The sequence below is a fragment of the Croceibacterium ferulae genome (assembly GCF_003660445.1).
Taxonomy (GTDB): domain Bacteria; phylum Pseudomonadota; class Alphaproteobacteria; order Sphingomonadales; family Sphingomonadaceae; genus Croceibacterium; species Croceibacterium ferulae.
Window position 1 is genome coordinate 313,897 of the sequence record NZ_QZVQ01000002.1, and the last position, 23,225, is coordinate 337,121.

18 protein-coding genes are annotated in these 23,225 nt (G+C 67.6%); 4 read left to right on the forward strand and 14 right to left on the reverse strand.

The features are described 5' to 3' along the window. Nucleotides 1–42 precede the first annotated feature (42 nt). From D5S08_RS02240 to D5S08_RS02250, 3 genes are all read right to left on the reverse strand, one after another. Nucleotides 43–1,149 (reverse strand): ATP phosphoribosyltransferase regulatory subunit, encoded by a 1,107-nt coding sequence (locus tag D5S08_RS02240; protein ID WP_121115058.1) that lies wholly within the window; start codon nucleotides 1,147–1,149, stop codon nucleotides 43–45. Nucleotides 1,150–1,216: 67 nt separating this feature from the next. Continuing rightward, a complete protein-coding gene (serA, locus tag D5S08_RS02245) occupies nucleotides 1,217–2,800 on the reverse strand; it encodes a phosphoglycerate dehydrogenase (RefSeq protein WP_121115060.1) in 1,584 nt (527 codons plus the stop codon). An 89-nt stretch (nucleotides 2,801–2,889) separates the two neighbouring features. Then, on the reverse strand, nucleotides 2,890–4,041 hold the full coding sequence (locus D5S08_RS02250) for a phosphoserine transaminase (protein ID WP_121115062.1): 1,152 nt from the start codon (nucleotides 4,039–4,041) through the stop codon (nucleotides 2,890–2,892). Nucleotides 4,042–4,173: 132 nt separating this feature from the next. Between D5S08_RS02250 and D5S08_RS02255 the strand changes: the two genes are divergently transcribed. After that, nucleotides 4,174–4,857: an extensin family protein gene (locus tag D5S08_RS02255; protein ID WP_121115064.1), complete on the forward strand. Its 684-nt coding sequence runs from the start codon at nucleotides 4,174–4,176 to the stop codon at nucleotides 4,855–4,857. On the opposite strand, the gene D5S08_RS02260 is transcribed toward D5S08_RS02255, so the two are convergent. Continuing rightward, entirely contained in the window at nucleotides 4,854–6,161 is a 1,308-nt protein-coding gene (locus D5S08_RS02260) for a BNR repeat-containing protein (protein ID WP_121115065.1), read from the reverse strand. The genes D5S08_RS02255 and D5S08_RS02260 overlap by 4 nt on opposite strands. Beyond that, nucleotides 6,148–7,341 (reverse strand): glycoside hydrolase family 88/105 protein, encoded by a 1,194-nt coding sequence (locus tag D5S08_RS02265; protein ID WP_241557169.1) that lies wholly within the window; start codon nucleotides 7,339–7,341, stop codon nucleotides 6,148–6,150. Before D5S08_RS02265 ends, D5S08_RS02260 begins: the two co-directional genes overlap by 14 nt. Before the next feature lie 105 nt (nucleotides 7,342–7,446). On the opposite strand from D5S08_RS02265, the gene D5S08_RS02270 reads away from it, so the two are divergent. Continuing rightward, nucleotides 7,447–10,710, forward strand: coding sequence for a glycoside hydrolase family 2 TIM barrel-domain containing protein (locus D5S08_RS02270; protein ID WP_121115069.1), 3,264 nt, complete (start codon nucleotides 7,447–7,449; stop codon nucleotides 10,708–10,710). 31 nt (nucleotides 10,711–10,741) lie between these two features. Here the strand turns inward: D5S08_RS02270 and D5S08_RS02275 are convergent, their stop codons facing one another. The 6 genes from D5S08_RS02275 to D5S08_RS02300 all read right to left on the reverse strand — a co-directional run bounded on the left by D5S08_RS02275 (nucleotide 10,742) and on the right by D5S08_RS02300 (nucleotide 16,616). Continuing rightward, complete coding sequence (locus tag D5S08_RS02275; protein ID WP_121115467.1) at nucleotides 10,742–11,479, reverse strand: response regulator transcription factor; 738 nt, start codon at nucleotides 11,477–11,479, stop codon at nucleotides 10,742–10,744. Nucleotides 11,480–11,692: 213 nt separating this feature from the next. Continuing rightward, on the reverse strand, nucleotides 11,693–12,442 hold the full coding sequence (locus D5S08_RS02280) for a proteasome-type protease (RefSeq protein ID WP_121115071.1): 750 nt from the start codon (nucleotides 12,440–12,442) through the stop codon (nucleotides 11,693–11,695). Nucleotides 12,443–12,488: 46 nt separating this feature from the next. After that, entirely contained in the window at nucleotides 12,489–13,313 is an 825-nt protein-coding gene (locus D5S08_RS02285; protein ID WP_121115073.1) for a transglutaminase family protein, read from the reverse strand. A gap of 13 nt (nucleotides 13,314–13,326) precedes the next feature. Continuing rightward, a complete protein-coding gene (locus tag D5S08_RS02290) occupies nucleotides 13,327–14,271 on the reverse strand; it encodes an alpha-E domain-containing protein (protein ID WP_121115469.1) in 945 nt (314 codons plus the stop codon). Nucleotides 14,272–14,320: 49 nt separating this feature from the next. Next, the gene (locus tag D5S08_RS02295; RefSeq protein ID WP_121115075.1) at nucleotides 14,321–15,751 is read right to left on the reverse strand and encodes a circularly permuted type 2 ATP-grasp protein; all 1,431 of its coding nucleotides are present in this window, start codon (nucleotides 15,749–15,751) and stop codon (nucleotides 14,321–14,323) included. A gap of 70 nt (nucleotides 15,752–15,821) precedes the next feature. Further along, nucleotides 15,822–16,616 (reverse strand): esterase/lipase family protein, encoded by a 795-nt coding sequence (locus tag D5S08_RS02300; RefSeq protein ID WP_241557170.1) that lies wholly within the window; start codon nucleotides 16,614–16,616, stop codon nucleotides 15,822–15,824. A 143-nt stretch (nucleotides 16,617–16,759) separates the two neighbouring features. Here D5S08_RS02300 and uvrB point away from each other — a divergent pair, with 143 nt between their 5' ends. Next, complete coding sequence (gene uvrB / locus D5S08_RS02305) at nucleotides 16,760–18,946, forward strand: excinuclease ABC subunit UvrB (protein ID WP_121115079.1); 2,187 nt, start codon at nucleotides 16,760–16,762, stop codon at nucleotides 18,944–18,946. Between the two features lie 15 nt (nucleotides 18,947–18,961). Here the strand turns inward: uvrB and D5S08_RS02310 are convergent, their stop codons facing one another. Both D5S08_RS02310 and D5S08_RS02315 read right to left on the reverse strand, forming a co-directional pair. Next, nucleotides 18,962–19,417 carry a c-type cytochrome gene (locus tag D5S08_RS02310; protein WP_121115081.1) on the reverse strand — a complete coding sequence of 152 codons (456 nt, stop codon included), beginning with the start codon at nucleotides 19,415–19,417 and terminating at the stop codon, nucleotides 18,962–18,964. Nucleotides 19,418–19,502: 85 nt separating this feature from the next. Continuing rightward, a complete protein-coding gene (locus D5S08_RS02315) occupies nucleotides 19,503–20,519 on the reverse strand; it encodes an alpha/beta fold hydrolase (protein WP_121115083.1) in 1,017 nt (338 codons plus the stop codon). Between the two features lie 75 nt (nucleotides 20,520–20,594). Between D5S08_RS02315 and D5S08_RS02320 the strand changes: the two genes are divergently transcribed. After that, on the forward strand, nucleotides 20,595–21,188 hold the full coding sequence (locus D5S08_RS02320) for a hypothetical protein (RefSeq protein ID WP_121115086.1): 594 nt from the start codon (nucleotides 20,595–20,597) through the stop codon (nucleotides 21,186–21,188). On the opposite strand, the gene D5S08_RS02325 is transcribed toward D5S08_RS02320, so the two are convergent. Continuing rightward, entirely contained in the window at nucleotides 21,185–23,200 is a 2,016-nt protein-coding gene (locus tag D5S08_RS02325; protein WP_241557171.1) for a protein-disulfide reductase DsbD family protein, read from the reverse strand. The two genes, D5S08_RS02320 and D5S08_RS02325, sit on opposite strands and share 4 nt — an antisense overlap. Nucleotides 23,201–23,225: the final 25 nt, after the last annotated feature.

Sequence of the window (23,225 nt, forward strand, 5' to 3'; positions counted from 1 at the left end):
CAAGGGCAACTGCCCGCTGCCGGCCGTGCCGGCAACCCTTGTTCACAAAGGACGGATGGCACCCTCTGCCAGGACATGCGTGCAGCCGAGGGCGGCCGCATCATCATCGGCCGTCAGCGCACTGATGGCGCGCCAGCCTTCGTGCCGGGCGCTCGCCCCTGCTGCCGGATCATGACCGAGCGGCAGGAACAGACAATCACGCCGGATCTCCGCCGCGCCCAGCCGCTCGACCAGCTCATCCGGGTAGAGCGAGAAGCCGGTAGCAGCGTCATCGGTGCCCGCGATCTGGTAGGACCCGCCGCGTCCCAGCGCGCCGCGCACGCCATCTGCGTACAGGGTGAATCCAAACCAGCTCTGATAGCCGAAGCCGTGCCGTTCCGCCGGATCCAGCGTCAGCCGGGCGCGTCCGCCGACCCGCGCGGCGACCTGCCGCAAGCCTTCGATCCGGCTGGCCAGGATCGCGCCCGTGTCGAACTCGGCCAATCTGGCGATCGCGTGATCGAACGGTCCGCTGGCATAGAGTAGCGGCACGAAGGCCTCTCCGCCCGCCGCCACCAATGCGCCGGCATCCTTGCTGTCCAGCTCCCGCCGGATGGCCTGGGTGGTCGCCTGATCCAGCGATTGCTCCGCCGCCAGCAGGTCCACGCTGTCCGGCAGCGTGAAATCAACCGAGATGCCGGTGGCGCCGGCCGCTTCCAGAGCGGCGATCGCCAGTTCCACGAGTTCGCCAGCGGCGGCCACGCCGTCACTGCCGATCAGTTCCGCCCCCAGCTGCAGGTTCTCCCGCCGGGGATCGAGCATGTCGCCCACCATGCGCGCGACCTGCCCGGCATAGCACAGGCGCAAGGGCCGCGGCCGGTCGGCCAGGCCGGTGGCGGCGATGCGGCCCACCTGCGGGGTCATGTCGGATCGCAGCGCCAGCATCCGCAGGGATGCCGGATCCACGAAGCGGAACATGTGGCGGGTGTGCATGCCCGTCATGCGGCGCATCATCGCCGGCTCGAACTCCACCAGCGGCGGGCGCACGCGGTCGTACCCATGCGCGTCCAGCAGGTCGAGCACGGCACGCTCCACCCGCGTGGCGGCGGCGGCGCTGTGGGGCAGGCGGTCTTCCAGCCCTTCGGGCAGCAGGTCGGCAGGATCGATCATGATGGGGCGGGCCTTAGCGGCGGGCGGGGCGCAGGGGAAGCACCCCGCCCCGCCCGCCGCCGCGAGGTCAGAAGGAAAGCGGCGTCACGACCTTCACGCCCTGCAGCGCCTGCGCCTTGGCGACGAGGTCCTGCGTGATCGGCTGGTCGACGCTCAGCAGCAGCACCGCCTCGCCTCCGGTGTCGCGGCGGCCCAGGTGGAAGGTGCCGATGTTAATCCCCGCCTCGCCCAGCAGCGAACCGATGCGGCCGATGAAGCCGGGCGCATCCTCGTTCACGATATACAGCATGTGGCCTTCCAGCTCCGCCTCGATGCCGATGCCGAAGATCTCCACCAGGCGCGGACCGCCATGGCCGAACAGCGTGCCGGCGACGGAGCGGTCACCCTGGCTGGTCGCCACCGTCACGCGCACCAGCGTGCTGTAGGTGCCTTCGCGCTCGTTGCGGATCTCGCGCACCTCGATCCCGCGCTCCCGCGCCAGGAAGGGAGCGTTGACCATGTTCACGCTCTGGCTGAAACGCTTCATCAGGCCGGCCAGCACCGCGCCGACGATCGGCTTCTGGTTCAGCTGCGCCGCCGCGCCTTCCGTCTCCACGCTGACGCGCGGCAGGTCGCCATGCGCCAGCTGCCCGACCAGCGAGCCGAGCTTTTCCGCCAGCGCCATGTAGGGCTTCAGCCGCGGCGCTTCCTCTGCCGACAGGCTGGGCATGTTGAGCGCGTTGGTGACGCCACCGGACACCAGGTAATCGGCCATCTGCTCCGCCACCTGCAGTGCCACATTGACCTGGGCTTCGGTCGTGGAGGCGCCCAGATGCGGGGTGCAGATGAAGTTGGGCGTGCCGAACAGCGGGCTCGACTTGGCCGGCTCCTCCACGAACACGTCCAGCGCGGCGCCCGCCACATGGCCGCTGTCCAGCGCATCCTTCAGCGCGGCCTCGTCGATCAGGCCACCGCGGGCGCAATTGACGATCCGCACGCCCTTCTTCACCTTCTCCAGCCGCTCGCGCGACAGGATGTTGCGGGTCTCGTCTGTCAACGGAGTGTGCAGCGTGATGAAGTCGGCACGCTGCAGCAGGGTTTCCAGATCGACCTTCTCGACCCCGAGCTCGACCGCGCGGTCGGGCGTCAGGAACGGATCATAGGCGACGACCTTCATGCGCAGGCCCAGCGCACGGTTGGCCACGATCGCGCCGATATTGCCGGCACCGATCAGGCCCAGCGTCTTGCCGGTGACCTCCACGCCCATGAAGCGGTTCTTTTCCCACTTGCCGGCCTGGGTGCTGGCATCCGCCTCCGGGATCTGGCGGGCGAGTGCGAAGATCATCGCGATGGCATGTTCGGCGGTGGTGATCGAATTGCCGAAGGGCGTGTTCATCACCACGACGCCGCGTGCGGAGGCGGCGGGAATATCGACATTGTCGACGCCGATCCCGGCGCGGCCGATGACCTTCAGGTTCGGCGCGGCGTCCAGGATCTCGGCGGTCACCTTGGTGGAGGAGCGGATGGCGAGGCCGTCATACTGGCCGATCACCGCCTTCAGCTCGTCCGGGGTCATGCCGGTCTTCACGTCGACGTCGCAGCCATTCTCCTGGAAGATGCGCGCGGCGTTGGGGTCCATCTTGTCGGAAATCAGGACTTTGGGCTTGGTCATGTGATGTCTCCATCTCCCCTGATGCGGGGAGGCAACCGGGTGCGCGCAACGGCGCGGCACCCGGCAAATTTCAGATCAGTCGCGAAGTGTCAGGCCCGGGCTTGGGTGTAGGCCCAGTCGAGCCAGGGGCCGAGCGCCTCGATATCCGCCGTGTCGACGGTGGCGCCGCACCAGATGCGCAGGCCAGCTGGCGCGTCGCGATAGCCGGCGATGTCATAGGCCGCGCCCGCATCCTCCAGCAGCTTGGCGAAACGCTTGATGAAGTCGGCATCCGCGCCCTCCACCGTCAGGCAGACGGAGGTGTTCGACCGGCTGGCTGGATCGGCCGCGAGATGGCCCAGCCAGTCACGGTCCTGCACCAGCTGGTCAAGCGCCGCGGCATTGGCATCAGCGCGTGCCTTCATGCCGGTGAGGCCACCGATCGACTTGCCCCATTCCAGACAGGCGATCGTATCCTCGATCACCAGCATGGAAGGGGTGTTGATCGTCTCGCCCTTGAACACGCCTTCCACCAGCTTGCCGCCCTTTGTCAGACGGAACACCTTGGGCAGCGGCCAGACAGGGGTGTAGCTTTCCAGCCGTTCCACAGCACGCGGGCCCAGGATCAGCACGCCATGCGCGCCCTCCCCGCCCAGTGCCTTCTGGAAGGAGAAGGTCACGACGTCGCACTTGTCCCATGCGATGTCCTGCGCGAACACCGCGCTGGTGGCGTCGGCGATGGCGAGGCCGGCACGATCCGCGGCGATCCACTCGCCATCGGGCACGCGCACGCCGCTGGTGGTGCCGTTCCAGGTGAACACCACGTCATGGTCCCAGTTCACTTGGCGCAGATCGGGCAGCTGCCCGTAATCGGCGCGCAGCACGGTGGGCTCCAGCTTCAGCTGCTTCAGCGCATCCGTCACCCAGCCCTCGCCGAAGCTTTCCCAGGCGATGGTGGTAACAGGGCGGGCACCCAGCATGGTCCACATCGCCATCTCGACAGCTCCGGTGTCGGAGCCAGGGACGATCCCGATGCGGTGCGTGGCCGGCACTTCCAGCACTTCGCGGATCAGGTCGATGCAGGTGGCGAGGCGCGACTTGCCGATCTTGGATCGGTGCGAGCGGCCGAGCGATTCGGTGGGGAGCTGTGCCGCATCCCAACCCGGCGGCTTGGCGCAGGGGCCCGAGGAAAAGAACGGGCGGGCGGGAGTTGTGGCAGGCTGCGGACGGACTTCGTCCGGCAGGGTATTGGTATCAGTCATGTCAGTCTCTCCTTGCAGAGAGCTCGCGCGGCGTTGGGACCGCGTGGCCCGGCGCCGGGACTAGAGGCGGGGGGCTGCGAGTCAAGCAATTAGCGGTTGCATCGGCGACCATCCACAGGAATGTCCCCCGGCATGCCTGCCCGTCACGCCGCCGCTGCCGCCCTGCTCGCCACGCTCTTGCTGGTGGGCTGTGCCGGGCGGACGGACGATGCACCTGCTGGCGGTGAAGGGCCGCTCACCACATCCGTTCCGGTGGCGCAGACGCCTGTGGGGCGGCAATGCCTGGTCGGACTGACGGCGACCGACGCGCTGTTCTCCATGCTGCCCGACCGGTATCCCGGGCCGGGCTGCAGCAACGTCAACACGGTGCAGGTGTCCAGCCTGGCGGCGGATGACGGGACGGTGGCTGTCGGCAATATCGGCCCGCTCACCTGCGAGGTCAGCACCGTCTTCGCCGGCTGGATCCGCTATGGCGCCGATCGCGCCGCCCGCTCGGTGCTGGGTTCACCCTTGCGCTCGGTCGAGACGATGGGCTCCTATTCCTGCCGCAACGTGGCCGGCACCAACAGACGCTCCGCCCACAGCACCGCATCCGCCGTCGATATCGGGGCCTTCGTGCTGCAGGACGGCCGGCGGATCACGGTGCTGGCGGGCTGGAGCGGCGGCACGCCGGCAGAGCAGGAGTTCCTGCGCACCGTGCAGCGCAGCGCCTGCCGCCGCTTCGCCACGGTACTCAGCCCCGAATACAACGCCGCGCATCGCGACCACCTGCATCTGGAAGGGGTGGCGGGCAGCGGCAGCAGCTTCTGCCGCTAAGGCTCCACCAGCCGCAGCACGGTTGGCGGCGGAATGTCCGTCAGCGGCAAATCGCGGTGCGGCGGCAGCGTGGGCCAGGCGATGGCGAACCCGTTTGCATCCTCGATCGTGTGGAGCTGCATTCCCTGCGGCACCGCCAGGCCGGATGCCAGCCTGTCGGCCAGCCGCCTGTCCGGCGCTTCCCCGATCAGCGCCAATGTCGCGCTGTTCAGCGTCAGCAGCAGCGGCGCACCGTCGCGCACCACGCGGATGGTCAGGCGGTCCTCGCCCAGCGGCTCGGCCCCGCTCACCGTCAGCCGGCTGGCCAGCGAACCGCCGCCGCCGAAATCCCAGCGGAAGTCCGGCCAGCGCGTCACCTGCACGCTGCGCCAGCCATCCGCCTCCCGCCGGGCGACGAAGATCTGCGTCTGCCCGGCCGCGTCGAACTTGTGATAGGTGATCAGCACCCGGCCCTGCTGATCGAAGCCCGGCACCGTGTTGTTGTTGATCATGCCGCCGCGCACCGGCACCGGGTCGACCACCTCCGCATCGGGCAGCCGGATCGGCAGCGGCAGCGGGGTGCCATCCGATCGCTCCCAGCTCTGCAGGTCGCGGCTGCGGGCATAGGACAGGTCGCGATTGGTCGCGGCATCGGGCGTGTCGCGCCACACCCACGCCAGATGAAACCAGCCGTCGGGGCCGAGCACAGGGCCGACGAAATAGGCGTTGCGCTGCCCTTCCCCATCCACCAGCGGCGCGGCCAGCAGCTTGTGCCAGCTGCGGCCGGCCGGGTCATACCGGCTGTAGATCTCGTTGCCATTGCCGCTGCCGCCATCGCGGTACTTGAAGATCAGCCGCCCCTCACCGTCGTGCAGGAACACCGGATAGGTCATCCGTTGCTCCAGCGCAGGGTCCGCCATGGCCGGCACCCGCTCCAACGTGCGCACATCGTCGCCACCCGTGCTGCGGAAATAGACCAGCGGGTCGTTGTGCATGTTGGCGACCACATGCACCTCGCCATTCGCATCCACCGCCATGGCAATGGCATTGTGGCTGTCCCACCCGGTCCAGCTGTCCAGCCGGTGATAGGTCCAGTAGCTGCCATCGCGCGGCCGCCGGGCGACGGTCAGCTGGCGGTTCGCATCGTAATTGGCGACCAGGATGGCCCGCTCGCCGACCGCCAGCGCGAACGGGACATAGTGCCCGGACCAGACCCGATCGATCGCGGACAGCTCCGCCGCCGTCGCGCCGGCAGGCTGCGCCACCACCGGACCGGCGGGGGCGACTGCCAGCAGCAGCGCCCCCAGCCAGTCAGCCGCCTTCATGCAGGTCGGCCATCGCGGTGGCGGCCATGATGAAACCCCCGACGCCGTAATATTGCGTGTCGGTGGCGGCGACCTGCTCGGGCCGGTCGCTCACCTGCTGCACCCAGCCCAGCCCGCCATCGGGCTGCACCGCGCGGGTCAGCGCCGCCCAGCCCAGTTCCGCCGAGGGGCGATAGGTGGCTGGGTCGAGCAGTCCCGCCTTGATGCCCCATGCCAGGCCGTAGGTGTAAAACGCCGTGCCGCTTGCCTCAGGCGGGGAGCCTTCGGGCGCCAGCAGCGACGGCGCCCAGTACCCATCATCCTTCTGCAAGGTGACGAGCTTCGCCGCCATTTCCTGGAATAGGGCTTCCATCCGCACCCGGTCCGCACTGCCTTCGGGCAACAGCGGGATCATCCGCGCCATGCCGGCGAACACCCAGCCATTGCCCCGGCTCCAGAACTGCTTGCGCCCCTGCTCGTCCCGCCGGTCGAAGAAGCGGCTGTCGCGGTAATATAGGTGCTCCACCGGATCGTAGAGGAAGTCCGTGGTGGCCCAGAACTCGGATGTGGCGAAGTCGCGGTAACGCGGATCACCCGTCTGTTCGCTCAGTTCCGCCAGTGCCGGCGGTGCCATGAACAGCGCATCGCACCAGCACCAGCGCACCAGGCATTCGGTGGCGCCGTAGCCTTCGGGCGGCACCACAAAGGCCAGCGTGGATTTTGGCGGATCGGCCAGGATCCTGTCGAAGGTCGCCTTGGTCGGCCCCAGCGCCTTGGCCCCGGCGCCGTTCTCCGCCGCCCACAGATAGGCCTGCGTGATGACATGATCGTCCGCGAAATAAGGCAGGCGGCCCGGCTGCCAATCGGTGCGCTGTCCCAGGTCGAGAATGGCTTGCGGGATGCGCGGTGGGGTGCCGGGTGCGTCGGCCAGATGCGTCAGCCCGACCCAGAACACGGCCTGCTCCCACGCACGCGGGTCGCCCGTTTCGCGGCTGGCCCGCGCAACATGGCTGCCATCGAGCCGCTGCAGCTGCCAGTCTGCCATGCGGACAGCCAGCGCACGCATGGCAGCCGGCTCCCGCAGGACATCGCCCGGGGCTGCTGCTTCGGCCGCCGGCGTTGCGGCAGTGCTGGCGCAGGCCGGAGCCAGGACCATAAGCCCGGCAAGAACCGCATGGCGGATGATTGTTCTGCTTCTCACCGAGGTCTCCTTTTCTCCCACCGCCAACAAACAATGGCTCGTGGGACTTGGCAAGCCTGCAGGACCTTTTTATCAGACAAATAAACGACGGAGAGGATGACACAAATGAGGTTTATCAACGGCGCAGGCAACCTGCCTGGTGTTGTCAGCCTGGCGGCGCTGCTTGCCGCATCGGCGGCCCCGGTTCTGGCGCAAGGCGCTCCCGCAGTCGCTCCGGTGCAGGGCGACCCTTCGCGCCCCGACTGGGAAAACCCGCAGGTCAACAGCACCAACCGCGAAGCGGCCCGCGCAACCGGCTTCCCGTTCGAGGATCGCGCCCGTGCACTGGCCGGCGACCCGGCGGCCTCCTCCCGCTACCTTTCGCTGAACGGCCAATGGAAGTTCCATTTCTCCGACAATGCGGACAACCTGCCCGACGGGTTCGAGCAGCCCGGCTACAATGTCGGCAGCTGGCCGGAAATCGCGGTGCCGGCGGACTGGCAGGCCGAGGGGTACGGACAGGCGCGGTTCGCCAACATCACCTACCCTTTCGTGCCCAACCGGCCGTTGGTTCCGCATGACGACAACGAGGTCGGCTCCTACCGCCGGACGGTTACCCTGCCCGCCGGCTGGGATGGCAGCGACGTGATCCTGCATGTCGGTGCAGCGGGCTCCGCCTACTATGTCTGGGTGAACGGGCAGAAGGTCGGTTACGCCGAGGATTCCAAGCTGCCGTCGGAGTTCGACGTCACCCCCCACCTCCGCAGCGGCGAGAACGTGATCGCGCTGCAGGTGATCCGCTTTTCCGACGGGTCCTACCTGGAGGACCAGGACTTCTGGCGTGTCTCCGGGATTGAGCGCGACATATACCTGACGGCGGCGCCCCGTACCCGCATCCGCGACACATTTGTCCATGCCGGGCTGGACTCCGCCTATCGCGACGGTGTGCTGGCGGTCGATCTGGCGGTGACCGGCGGCGCGGCTGGCAGGGCCCGCATGGTGCTGCTGGATGGCGACCGGGTCGTCGCAGAAGAGCGGATCGCCGTGCCCGCCGACCAAGCGGAGCGCAACGTCACGCTGCGCGCCGAGGTGCCGGGCGTGCGACCATGGACTGCCGAAACGCCCAACCTCTACCGCCTGGTGACCGAGCTGCTCGATTCCCGCGGCCGCGTCGTCCAGTCCACCGCCCGCGCCATCGGCTTCCGCACGGTGGAGATGAAGGACGGCCTTGTCAGCGTGAACGGCCGCCCGATCACCATCCGCGGCGTGAACCGGCACGAACACGATCCCGACACCTTCCACGTCATCAGCCGCGAATCCATGGAGCGGGACATCGTGCTGATGAAGCAGGCGAACATCAACGCGCTGCGCACCTCGCACTACCCCAACGATCCCTACCTGTACGAACTGGCGGACCGGTACGGCCTGTATGTCATGGACGAGGCCAATATCGAGAGCCACCAGTACATGGATGCCGGGCACAAGGACCCGGAGCGTCGCGCCGAACTGCAGATCGGTTTCGACCCGGCATGGCGGGACGCGCATGTGGATCGGGTCATGAACATGGTGGAGCGGGACAAGAACCACCCGTCCATCATCTTCTGGTCGCTGGGCAACGAGGCGGGGATCGGCCCGGCCTTCTCCGACGCGGCATTGACGGCCAAGGCGCGCGATGCCGGGCGGCTGATCAGCTATCTGGGCTGGGGCACGTGGGACGGCATCAGCGATCACCGGCCCAACTGGTATGCCGATATCTACGCCCCGATGTACGATCCGGCGGTGAAGATGGCGGACTATGCCACCAACTGGGATTTCCGCCAGCCGATGATCCAGTGCGAATACCTCCACGTGCAGGGCAATTCGGGCGGCAACATCCAGGAATATTGGGACACGATCTACGCCCACCCGCACAAGCTGCAGGGCGGCTTCATCTGGGACTGGGTCGACCAGTCCATCAACCGCACCACCGAAGATGGCCGGCATTACTGGGGCGACGGCAGCAGCTTCGGCCCGCATCATGGACAGATCGTCGAATTCGGGGACGGCCTGCTGCAGCCGGACCGCACCCCCAACCCTCACTTCTACGAAGTGCAGAAGGTCTACGCCCCGGTGCAGTTCGACGGCTTCGATGCCGCTGCCGGCACGGTGACGGTGACGAACCGGCACGATTTCGTGGACACGTCCGACTACGATTTCAGCTGGCAGGTGCAGGAAGATGGCGTCCGCGTGGCTGGTGGCGCCCTGAACCTGCCGCCGGTCGCGGCGCGGACCAGCGCCAGCGTACCGGTCAGCTGGGCCGGTTATCGCCCCACGCCGGGTGCGGAAGCGTTCCTGACGGTTATCGCCCGGGCAAAGGCGGACACGGTGCCGGGCGTCGCTGCAAACCATGTGATCGGCTGGGAACAGTTCGCCCTCTCCGCCGCGCCCGTCGCCCTGCCCGCACCTGTCGCAGGCCAGGTCACCGTGGCGCGGGATCGTGGCGTCGTGCGCCTGACTGCGGGCAATGCGGAGCTGGTGATCGACCGCGTCAGCGGCCTGGTCCGCACCTATCGCGCGAACGGACAGGAGCTGCTGTCCGGCGGTGCGCCGCATTTCACCCGCGCGCTGATCGACAACGACCTGGGCGTCGGCAGCGACAAGCGTGATGTGCCCTGGCGCAAGGCGAGCGAGGAGCGGAAGGTCGAAAGCGTCACCGTGGCGGAGGCGGACGGCCGCAGCATCGTGACCGTCCGGCACCTGACCGGCGATGATGTGGCGCGCTTCACCACCCGGTACAGCATGGCCGGTGACGGCAGCGTGGACGTGACCGCCAGCATGGAACCGTTGCGCGACGATCTGGGCGATCCGCTGCGGATCGGAATGATCTACACCACGCCGGCTGCCTATCAGACGGTGCAATGGTACGGCCGTGGCCCGCATGAGACCTATGCCGACCGAAAGACCTCCGCACCCATGGGCCTGTGGCGCGGCGGGCTGATGGAGCAGTATCACGACTACATGCGCCCGCAGGAAAGCGGCAACAAGGTCGATGTGCGCTGGCTGGAACTGATCCGCGGCACGGCGGGCGGCGGCCTGCGCGTGGCGGGGGCACAGCCATTGTCCGTCAATGCGTTGCCCTTCCCCTATGCGGATCTGGATCGCGCGGAACCGGGCACACGGCGCAGCAGCGACATCATGCCGGGCAGCGAGGGCAGCCTGCTGGTCGATCTGGTGCAGTCGGGTGTGGGCGGCGACACGGCGTGGAGCGATTTCGGTCGACCCCTGCCGGAGTACCGGATCAACGTGGCGCCCGTAACCTATAGCTTCCGCCTGTCGCCTGTGGCGGATAGCGGCATCAGCGACGGGGCCCTGCCGGCCAGCGCCACGGGAGCCGGCGCCCTGCCGGGCTGAGCACGCGCCCCGTGGCGTTCAGGCGCCAGGTTCAGGCGCGGCGGAGTACCGGGAAGGCAACCTGATCCTGCGGCATGGCGTGCGGGCGGGCGATGCCGACCGGCTCCGCCGCCATGCGCTGGCGCGGCAGCGGGGTGGCGGCGAGGGTGGGCGCGATCCTGCCAGCGTCGCCCAGCTGCGCATCCATCCACAGCCGCACGGCATCGGCGGCGTGGCCGGCATCCAGCTTGGTCATCATGTTGGCACGGTGGATCTCCACCGTGCGCGGGCTGATGCCCAGGTCGCGGGCGATCAGCTTGTTCGACCGGCCGGCTGCCAGGCATTCCAGCACCTCCCGCTCGCGGCGGCTGAGCTGTCCGATGCGGCTGCGCGCTTCGATCTGCCGGCGGCGGACCTCCACCATGGGACCGGCGGCAATGATGACGCGCTGCAGCCGGCGGGCCAGCGTGCCCATCTCCAGCGGCAGGGCCAGGCAGTCGATCGCGCCGTCGCCAATCGCATCCACCACCTGGTCGATGGTGAAATCGTCGCCCGTCATCACCAGCGGCAACCAGACGCCGGCTTCGCCCAGGCGCCGGATCAGCCCGGCGGTGCCGCCGGTGACCGTGTCCTGCGCAGCGAGAATGACACCCTCGGTCGGCGGACGATCGAAGAACTCGTCCAATCCGCCATAGACCTCGGCATGGTGACCCAGGGCAAAGGCGATGCGGGCCTGTTCGGCGCGAGAGCGGCTGGTGCCGCCGAGGATGTGAAGGTGTGTGCGTTCCATGCCCTGCAGGGTGCCGCCGGTTGAGCGATCCTGCACGACGATGCCCCGCCACCGTGAAGCGATCGAACCGTCGCGGTGGGAAAAATGGCGGATTTCCGCGCCTGCAAAAGCACCATTTTGGCGCTATCACTCGCACGGGACATCCGGACAAGTGCCTAGCAGGCGATCCCTAGGCGGAACCGCCTAACCGCAAACCACATGGTGCGGCGCGAATCAGCCGTCCTGCTTCTGGTAGAAGCTGTAATCGGGCAGCGAATGGAACGCGCTGCGCAGCGCATCGCCCCAGGAATTGCTGATCTTCTCGAAATAAGGGTTCGTGCTCTCGATCCGGCGATCATGCAGCGGCTCGAACGTGTCGCGTTCCAGCACCAGCAGGTCCAACGGCATGCCGACCGACAGATTAGCCTTCAGCGTGGAATCGAAGCTGACCATCAGCAGCTTCACCGCATCCTCGAAGCTCATCGTCCGGTCATAGCCGCGGATCAGGATGGGACGGCCATATTTGGTCTCGCCGATCTGAAAGAAGGGCGTGTCGAAGCTCGCCTCGATGAAGTTGCCTTCCGGATAGATCAGGAACAGGCGCGGCTCCATGCCCTCGATCTGGCCGGCCAGGATCATGGAGGCGGTGAAGCGCCCCTTGCCGCTGGCGCCGTTCTCCGTCTGCGTTTCCTGCACCGTCTCGCGCAGCAGCCGGCCCACCTCCGCCGCGACCTGGAACATGGTAGGCAGCTCCAGCAACGAATTGTGCCGGTCGGCCGGCGCCTTGCTGCGTTCCTCCAGCCGGCTGACGACAGCCTGCGTGGTGGCCAGATTGCCCGCGGTCATCAGCGCGATGGTGCGATCGCCGGCGCACCAGTGAAACATCTTCCGGAAGACGGAGATGTTGTCGACACCCGAATTGGTCCTCGTGTCGCTCATCAGCACCAGCCCGCGATCGAGCACCATTCCAACGCAATAGGTCATCTCAAAACAAATCCTGCCTGCCGCCCGCTGCCTGCGGGCCGCCTGTTCATTGCTGCTGCTGACCGGTGAACTGCTGCTCCACCGACAGTTCCACTTGCAGCTCCTGCATCGCGCCGCCGAAGCTCATGCCCGTAAGCGGCGCGGCGTCGCGGTAATCGCGGCCCGTCGCCACCCGGACATAACGTGTATCGGGGCTGATGCCGTTGCTGATGTCGAACCCGACCCAGCCCAGGCCCTGCACCCATGCCTCTGCCCAGGCATGGGTGGCCGACTGCTCCACCCGGTCGTCCAGCATCAGATAGCCGCTGACATACCGCGCCGGCACTTCCAGCGCGCGGGCCGCCGCGATGAAGATATGCGCATGGTCCTGGCACACGCCCTGCCCGCCCGCGACCGCTTCCTCCGCCGTCGTGGCGACATTGGTATGCCCGGTCTCGTACGCCACACGCTCCAGGATGGTGGCGGACAAATTGTGCAAGGTGGGCACCATACCCCGTGGGCTGCGCTCCACCTGCGCGATCAGGCGGCGAATATTCGGGCCCGCCTTGGTCAGGTCGGTCTGCCCCAGGAATGACCATAGCGGCATGTGGCCTGAATGTGCGCCCAGCACCCCGGCGCGATCCACCGTGTCGACCTGCCCGGTGGCGGTGATGGCCAGTTCCTCGGCATCCTCGTCCACGCTGATCAGCGTCACGCGATTGTGGTTCTGATCGTCATAGACCAGCTCCTCCCGCGCGCCCGTCAGCTCCATCGCCCATTCGTTCACCCGCTGCCCCTGCGTGGCCTTCGGCGTCAGCCGTAGCCGCTGGAGCCCGTGCTTGACGGGCCGGCTGAAACGGAACCGCGTGGTATGCCGGATGGCGAGGCGCATGATCGGCGGCGTCCTACTCGTTGAAACGGTATTGTTCGGCGATGGCGTTGGCCATCGCCTGGTTGCGGCCGATGAATTCGACCAGGAACTGGTGCAGCCCCTGATCGAAGATGGACTCCACGGTACGGCCGGTCAGCCGTTCGTCCAGTTCGTTCATCAGCTGGTGGGCCGGGCCTTCGCGCCCGTGCAGCTGCGCCAGCGCATCCAGGTTCTCGCGCAGGGCGGCGTAGCAGAAGGCGAGGCTGCGCGGAAACCGGCTGTCCAGGATCAGCAGCTCCGCGATGCTGCGCGCCTCCATCCGCCCGGCATTCAGGTAGCGATAGGCCCGCTCCCCCGACAGGGATCGCAGCACATTGTCCCACTGCCCGGTATCGAGCGGCGTGCCGACATAGGAGAGCGATGGCAGCAACAGGTAGTATTTCACGTCAAGGATGCGCGCGGTGTTGTCCGCCCGTTCTATGAACGTGCCCGCGCGCACGAAGGAATAGACCTCGTTGCGCATCATCGAACCATGGGTTGCGCCGCGTGCCAGCGTCGATTCCCGCCGGATCGCGGCCAAGGCTATGTTCAGGCTGGTATCCCGCACCGGCCGGGCCAGCAGATCGCGCAGGGTCATCCACCCTTCGTTCACCGCCTCCCACACCTCGGCCGTGATGGCAGAGCGGCAGGCCCGGGCGTTGGTGCGTGCGCGTTCGAACATGGACAGCACGCTTTGCGGGTTGCCCTTGCCCCGCAGCACGAAGTCGCAGACATGCGCGCCGGTGAAATCATCATGCTGCGCGGTGTAGGCGGTCAACTGGCCCAGCGTGGTCAGGACCGACTTCCATTCCTCGCTCGCGACGTCCTCCCCCCGGGTGATCGCCATGCGGTGCCCGGCCGCCAGCAGCCGGGCCGTGTTCTCGGCCCGCTCCAGATAGCGGTACATCCAGAACATGCCGGTGGCGACGCGGCCCAGCACGGGCACTTCGCCGCGATCCTGCACGATCATGCTGCCGGGTTGTCCTTGCCTACTCATCCAGCACCCAGCTGTCCTTGGTGCCGCCGCCCTGACTGGAATTGACCACCAGCGATCCCTTCTTCAGCGCCACGCGGGTCAGCCCGCCGGGCGTGATCTCCACCCCATGGGGCGACAGCAGCACGAACGGGCGCAGGTCCACATGCCGCGGCGCGAGCCCGCTGCGGGTGAAGATGGGGCAGGTGGACAGAGCCAGCGTGGGCTGCGCGATGTAATTGTCCGGGCGCGCCTGCAGCTTGGCGCGGAAGGCGGCGATTTCCTTGCGGCTGGCGGTCGGGCCGATCAGCATGCCGTAGCCGCCCGATCCGTGCACTTCCTTCACCACCAGCTCGGGCAGGTTCTCCAGCACATATTTCAGGCTGTCGGGATCGGCGCAGCGCCAGGTCTGCACATTGTTCAGCAACGGCTTCTCGCCGGTGTAGAACTCCACGATGTCCGGCATGAAGGAGTAGATCGCCTTGTCGTCCGCGACCCCGGTGCCCGGCGCATTGGCGATGGTGATGCGGCCGGCCCGATACACGTCCATGATCCCCGGCACGCCCAGAACGCTGTCCGGGTTGAAGGTCAGCGGGTCCAGAAACTCGTCATCCACCCGGCGGTACAGCACGTCGATCGGCCGGTAGCCTTGCGTGGTGCGCATCTGCACCCGTCCGCCGATCACGCGCAGGTCGCTGCCTTCCACCAGTTCCGCCCCCATCTGGTCCGCCAGGAAGGCGTGTTCGAAATAGGCGGAATTGTAGATGCCCGGCGTCAGCACCGCCACGGTGGGGTTCGCCGCGGCGCAATCGGGCGCGCAGGCGCTGAGGCTCTTGGCCAGGCGGCGCGGATAGTTGCTGACCGGCTGCACCTTCACCTTGGTGAACAGTTCGGGGAACATGGCCATCATGGTTTCGCGGTTTTCCAGCATGTAGCTGACCCCGCTGGGCGTCCGGGCATTGTCCTCCAGCACCAGGAATTCGTCCGGGCCGGTGCGCACCAGATCGACCCCGGTGATATGGGTGTAGATGTCGCCCGGCGGTCTCAGCCCCACCATCTGCGGCAGCCATGCGGCATTGTTGCGGAACAGCCGTTCGGGCAGGCGGCCGGAACGGATGATGTCCTGCCGGTGATACAGATCGTGCATGAAGGCGTTCATCGCCTTCACCCGCTGCTCGATCCCGCGCGAAAGCTTGCGCCACTCGGCCGCGGCGATGATACGCGGCACCATGTCGAACGGGATCAGCCGTTCCTCGGCATCATCCTGGCCATAGACGTTGAAGGTGATGCCGGTGCTGCGGAAGAAACTCTCCGCCTCGAAATTCTTGCGCCGCATCCAGGCGCTGTCCTGCTGCGAGAGCCATTCGTGATATTGACGATAAGCCTCGCGGACTGTGCCGTCAGGCGCCAGCATCTCGTCGAACTTGGCGGGTGACGGCGCGTCCATGGCATCCTTTGCTGCTGCTGCGTTGCACAATGGCACGGCGGATGCCCGTCGCCAAGCTGCGCTTTCATATTCAACCCGGACGGGTTCGTTCAAGTTCCTGAGCAACGGTCCGGATGGCCTCTTCCGCGTTGGAAAAACCGATATGGGTGCACCGCAGGGCAATCGCCCGATCCCGCTCCCCCGGCCGCCCGGCCGCGCTGCGCGGGGTTATGATGCCGTCGCGCGGGCTCCACAACGCGACCGTCTCGACCGGCGGCTTCACCGCCAGTTCCGCCTCCACCGGCGGGTGGTCCACCGCATGGCCGGCCAGCAGCTGGTACAGGCGCCACGCATTGTTGGCATAAGGCGTGCCGGAAAACGGCGAGCCCATGGTCACCACCTTCGCCACATGTTCGGGCTGATGCTTGGCGATCTCCCGCGCGAAGATGCCGCCCAGACTCCAGCCGACCAGCACCACCTGCCGCCCATAGCGGGCGTGGATCTCGGCCAGTCGGGCGCCCAGCGTCGCGAACTTCTCCTCGCTCGGGCCGAGATTGTAGCCCAGGCCCCAGCGCTTGGTACGGTGGCCCGCCTGTTCCAGCTTCTCCGCCATGAAGCGCATGCGCACGGGATGGGTGGCCAGACCGGGCAGCAGCATCACGATCTGCGGATTGCCGCTGCGCTCCAGGGTGAAATCACGCCGGAACGGGCGCATGATCGGCGCGGCGAATGTCGCCACTTCCCCCAGCAACAGGCGCGCGGCGGGGCCGCGCGCATCCGCCGGTGCAGGCCCGCTGGCGAGCACGGCCCGGCGCGAAGCCTCCGCCAGAAATCCGACAGGGGAGGCGCCCGCCATGCGGGACGATGTAAGCGGGGTGCTGGCCATGACGTCCAATGTAACACAAATGACTTGTTGCTGCATTAACGGTCTTTGCCCCGGCCGTTTCCTGCAATTGCCCAGCTTTCGGCAGTCCGGCTCATCTGCGTGCGCCGATTGCACTGGCCGGACCTGCCGCCCATATTGGCGCCATGGCCGAACTCGTCATCCGCCGCGGGCTGCAAGAGCCCGACACCTCCGGCAATTTCGTACCCCACAAGCCCGCCCGGCCCGAAAAGACAGAGGGCGGGCGTCGCTTCGAACTTGTCAGCGAATACAGCCCCAGCGGCGACCAGCCGCGCGCCATCGGCGAAATCACTGCCGCCGCCCGTGAAGGCGAACAGACGCAGGTGCTGCTGGGCGTGACCGGCAGCGGCAAGACCTTCACCATGGCAAAGGTGATCGAGGAGCTGCAGCGGCCCGCCCTGATCCTGGCCCCCAACAAGATTCTCGCGGCGCAGCTTTACGGGGAGTTCAAGAGCTTCTTCCCCAACAATGCGGTCGAATATTTCGTCAGCTATTACGACTACTACCAGCCGGAAGCCTATGTGCCCCGGTCGGACACCTATATCGAGAAGGAAAGCTCGGTTAACGAGGCGATCGACCGGATGCGCCATTCGGCCACACGGGCGCTGCTTGAGCGGGACGACGTGATCATCGTCGCCAGCGTCTCCTGCCTTTACGGCATCGGCTCGGTCGAGACCTATTCGGCGATGATCTTCGACCTGAAGGCGGGCGAGACGCAGGACCAGCGGGAGATCATCCGCAAGCTGGTGGCGCTGCAATACAAGCGCAACGACATCAACTTCGCCCGCGGTTCGTTCCGCGTGCGGGGCGACAATCTGGAGCTGTTCCCCAGCCATTTGGAGGACACCGCCTGGCGCATCAGCTTCTTTGGCGACGAGATCGAGGAGATCGCCGAGTTCGATCCGCTGACCGGCGCCAAGGGGCAGGTGCTGCCGAAGGTGCGCGTCTTCGCCAACTCGCACTACGTCACCCCCGGCCCGACCATGCAGCAGGCGGCGCAGGCGATCCGGTTCGAACTGCAGGAGCGGCTGAAGGAACTGCACGAGGAAGGCCGCCTGCTGGAAGCGCAGCGGCTGGAACAGCGCACCAATTACGACCTGGAGATGATCGCCGCGACCGGCAGCTGCAACGGGATCGAGAATTACAGCCGCTTCCTGACCGGCCGCCTGCCGGGCGAGCCGCCGCCAACCCTGTTCGAATACATTCCCGAAAATGCGCTGCTGTTCGTGGATGAAAGCCACCAGACCGTGCCGCAGGTCGGCGCGATGGCCAAGGGCGATCACCGGCGCAAGATCACCTTGGCGGAATATGGTTTTCGCCTGCCATCCTGCATCGACAACCGGCCGCTGCGTTTCAACGAATGGGATGCGATGCGCCCGCAGACCATCGCCGTCTCCGCGACGCCGGGCGACTGGGAGATGGACCAGACCGGCGGCGTGTTCGCCGAACAGGTCATCCGCCCCACCGGGCTGATCGACCCGCCGGTGCAGATCAAGCCGGTAGAGGACCAGGTGCAGGATTGCATCGCCGAGTGCAAGGCGACCGCCAAGCTGGGCTACCGCACGCTGGTCACCACCCTGACCAAGCGCATGGCGGAGGACCTGACCGAGTTCATGCACGAACAGGGCGTACGCGTCCGCTACATGCACTCCGACGTGGAGACGCTGGAACGTATTGAGCTGATCCGTGACCTCCGGCTGGGCGTCTATGACGTGCTGATCGGCATCAACCTGCTACGCGAAGGGCTCGACATCCCCGAATGCGGGCTGGTGTGCATCCTGGATGCTGACAAGGAAGGCTTCCTGCGTTCCGAAACCTCGCTGATCCAGACCATCGGCCGTGCGGCGCGCAATGTGGAGGGTCGCGTGATCCTCTATGCGGACCGCATCACCGGCAGCATGGAACGGGCCATGGCGGAAACCGACCGCCGGCGCGAAAAGCAGCGCGAATATAACGAAGAACACGGGATCACCCCGCAGACCATCCGCCGCGGCATCGCCGACATTGTCGCGCATACGGCGGCGCAGGACGGCGTGCTGATCGGCACCGGCGATGACGAGCGCAACAACCTCGTCGGCCACAATCTCCGCTCCTATATCGAGGATCTGGAGAAGCGCATGCGCAACGCGGCCGCCAATCTGGAGTTCGAGGAAGCGGGCCGCTTGCGCGACGAGATCCGCCGGCTGGAGAATGACGAGCTTGGCCTGCCCGACGGCGAGAAGAAGGCGCCGATGGTCGGGCGCAGCAACGAGGGCAAGCCGGGCACGCGCAAGATGCGGTACGGCAAAACGCAGAAGAAGTGGGGGAAGTAGCTTTCCCGCCGGCCGTCAGGAATCCTGCAGGAAAGCGATGATGTCGGCCCGGTCCAGCGGGTCGGCGATACCTGCAAAGCGCATGGATGTGCCCGGCACGACGGATTGCGGGTCCGCCAGCCACGCATCCAGCGTCGCGGCATCCCACCGCCCGCCTTGCTTCCCTGCGGCGAGAAGCGCGGCGGTGTAGCCGAACCGCGGGTTTCCTTGCGCCAAACCCTTACCGTAGACGCCCGCGAGATTCGGCCCGGCAAGGTTCGGCCCACCCGCAGCGATCGTGTGGCAGGCGGCGCAACGCCCGAACTTCTGTTCGCCCACAGCCGCGGCGGCGACGCGCAGCAGATCGGCCAGGTCGGGCTCCGCGCCGGCAGCCTGCAGGCGTTCCTCCCGCCGCTCGTCTGATGAGCAGCCGGCGAGGCCCGGCACTCCGATCGTCAGACCCAGCACAAGAAAAGGCGCGGCTATCTTCATCGGCCAACCGGTAGGGTATCCGGCAGGGCGCGGCCAGCGGGCAGCTCTGCGCTCCCCCAACCAGCCATCGTGAGCGGTAGCCGCGTCATTCCGGTCGGCTCGTCTTGCCGCCGGCCTTCAGCACTTCCACCAGCATCTGCTGGAACACCGCAGGATCCTGCACCATCGGCGAGTGGCCCAGCCCCTCCAGCGGCACCAGCTCCGCATCGGGGAAGCGTTCGACCGCGGCCTCCGCGGCTTGCGGCACGGTGGCGATCTGCACGCCTTCGGGTGCGGTGTTGCCGCGGAACGCCGTCAGATCCTCCTGCCCGATAATCAGCGTGACCGGCACCTTCACCTGTTCCAGGCGATGAGCGGTCGGCTGCGTCTGGATCATGTCGGACAGCCGCGCCTGCGCCTGGCGCACCGCGGTGCCGCCATCGGTGGCATATTGCCCGGCGAGCATGTCGACCCAGCGCTGATAGTCGGGCGACCAGTCGCCGCCGTAATAGACCCTCTGCTGATAGGCGCGGATGCTCGCCGCATCCGTCACCGCCTCCTCCTCCAGCAATGTCTGGAGCGGCGCATAAGGGGCGCCTTGAGCGATCGGGTCATTGAGGCCGAGCGGATTGACCAGCACCAGCCGCTCGACCGCATTGGGAAACAGCAGGGCATGGTGCAGCGCCAGCATTCCGCCGGTCGAATGACCGATCAGTACCGGCCGTTCCACGCCCGCCTGTTGCAGCAGGTCGCGCGTCAGGCTGGCCAGCTGGGCGAAGCTGTACTGGAAGCCGGTCGGCTTGGACGATTTGCAGAACCCCACCTGGTCCGGCACGATCACCCGCCAGCCCTGCGCAGCCAGCGCCTCGGCGGTTTCCACCCAGGTCGCCGCGCAGAAGTTCTTGCCATGCAGCAGGACCAGCGTCTCCCCGCGCGCCTGCCCCTGCGGCGCGAAGTCGAGCCACGCCATGCGCACTGCCTGCCCCTGCGCCTCCGTCTCGAACCAATGAACCGGCGCGCCATAGTCGAACCGTTCCAGGTTCTGCCCCAGCGGCCGGGTCTCCTGCGCAAGGGCGGTAGACGGAAGGACGAGGCAGGCGAGCGCGACAGCGAGGCGTTTCATGCCCCCTCAACCCGCTGGCCTCGTGGCGGTTTCACACCCGCTTGCATCGGCGCGGCCCGCCAGCCATGGGGCCACATGATCCGCCGCACCGCCTGCCGCCTGTCCCTGCTCGCCCTGATTCTGATCCCCGCCGCTTGCGGCAGCGATGGCGAGGGCGAAACTAGCCGCTTCACCCGCGAGCAGACGCGCGGCAACAATGATCCGGTGCTGCCCAGCCCTGACACATCCGGCGCAAGCTGGACCGTCAGTGCGGACGGGCAGTCGATCGCCTATGGCGACAAGGATGCCGAACCGTTCCTGTCCCTGACCTGCCGGCTGCGCGACGATCCGCCGCGCATGGCCATCGTGCGGCATGTGGCGGCCCGTCCGGGACAGCAGGCGCTGTTCCCGGTGATCGGCAATGGTGCGATCTCCCGGTTCAAGGTCGATGCGGCGCTGGTCGGCGGAAAGTGGCGCTGGCAGGGCGCGGTCGCCGCGACCGATCCGCAGCTGTCGGTCTTCAGCGGTCCGCGCACGATCGAGGCGACATTGCCGGGCGGTGGCACGCTGGTGGTCGGCGCCAGCCGCATTCCGGCGGAGTTCGTGCGCTGGTGCCGGGCGGGCGGCGCGATGCAGCGCGCGCAGCGGATCGAGCAGGCGGTCGGAGCGCTGGATACCAGCCGGCCCTAACGCCTGCGGGCGAGTTCCGGCAGGATCCCGGGCGACAGCACCTGCGGCAGCACCTGCGCCTCGGCTCCCGGTGCATACCACAGATAGAGCGGCACGCCGGCGGCGCCGTGCGCGGTCAGGAAACGGGTGATGGCAGGATCGCTGCGCGTCCAGTCGCCACGCAGGGCCACCGCGCCCGCCTGCTCGAAAGCGGCACGGGTCGCTTCCCGCTCGATCGCGGCGCCTTCATTGACCTTGCAGGTCAGGCACCAGTCGGCGGTGAACCACACGAAGACCGGCTTGCCGCTCGCTCGCGCCTGCGCCAGTGCCGCCTCGCTGAACGGCTCGGGCGCGAGCAGCCCTGCATCATCCGACGCCGCCGGCTCCGCATGAGCGAAGGGCAGCACCGCCGCCACTGCGACGCACAATGCCGCCGCGCCCGCCAGCTTCGCCCACTCGCTCCGCCGCCACAGCACCAGCAGACCGACGACCAGCACGGCCAGCGCGAGGGCCAGCAGCGCGAAGCCTGTGCCGCCCAGCCGCCATGCCAGCCACAACAGGCCCAGCGCGGTCAGGCCCATCGGCACCGCCAGCACACGCTGCAGCCGCTGCATCCACGCGCCCGGACGCGGCAGCATCCGCCGCAGCGCCGGCACGAAGCCCAGCGCCAGGAACGGCAGCGCCAGGCCCAGCCCCAGTATGGCGAACAGCACCAGCCCCTGCCACCATGGCAGCAGCAGCGCCGCGCCCATCGCGGCTGCCATGAACGGTCCGGTGCACGGCGTCGCCACAAAGGCTGCCAGCAGGCCGGTGGCAAAGGCGCTGGACCGGCCGCCTGCGCGGGTGAAGGAGAGAGCCGGCAATTCGTACAGGCCCGCCAGATTGGCCGTGATCGCCAGGCTGAGCACCAGCAGGGCCACCACCACGGCTGGCTGCTGCAGCTGGAAGGCCCAGCCGATCTGGCTGCCCCCTGCGCGCAAGGCCAGCAGCAGCCCGCCCAGCGCCAGGCAGGCGAGCAGCACACCGGCGCTATAGGCCAGCGCCTCCCGCCGGGCGCCGCCGGCACTCTCGCCCGCGCGGGCCAAGGTCAGTGCCTTCAGGCTCAGGATCGGGAACACGCAAGGCATCAGGTTCAGGATCAGCCCGCCCAGCAACGCTCCGCCGATCAGCGCCCAGAACGGCGCGTTGGGCGCAGCGGCATCGCCCACCGGATCTCCGCCTGACGGGACCGGACCGGGAATGCCCGCGAACCGCAGCCCCTGCATGCCCTCGCCTGTCGTCAGCACACCGGCGATCGTCTGCGGCTGCGTCCGCAGGCTGGCCCGCGGCAGTTCCGCCACCAGCAGGTCGCCGGCCCGGAAGAACCGCTGCTCGCCACCGTAATCCACGACCTGCTCCGTCTGCAGGAACAGATGCGGCGCACCCAGCGGCGCGCTGGCCGGCAGCGGAATGGCGATGCGCAGGGCCTCCTCGGTCAGCTCAAACCGGGCCGGCTGGTCGATCAGCGGCGGAAGCGCGGCGCGCCATTGGTCGAACCGCGTATCGCGCACCGGCAGCGGCAGGCCGGAACCGGTCACAGCCAGCCGCAGGGTCAGGGTCGCGCTTTCCGGCACGCAGATCTGGTCGGTACAGGCCAGCCATTCCGCCTGCACCTGGATTGGCACGATGCCGCTCGCCCCGGCGGGCACGCGCAACGGCAGCAGCACGGCATAGGGCCCTTCATAGACGTGGTTCATCAGCCCGCCGATCAGCAACCGCTGCGGCACGGGGTAAAGGGGATCGCCCACGCTCCACCCATCGGGCAGCGTCCAGTCTAGCCGCATGCCATAGCCGGCATCGCCGGGGTTGGACCAATAGCCATGCCAGCCCGCTTCCGGCCGGAAGGCCAGCGCCAGCGTGACCTCTGCGCCCGGCACCGCCGCCTGCTCGACGGCGAGCTCGGGGGCGATGTGCGTGGGAGGCGCAACCTGCGCATGGGCCGGTACGACCCAGAGGGCCAGCAGCGCCAGCAGGCACCGGATCACTGCCATCATGCTTGCGCCCATAGTATCTGTGCCT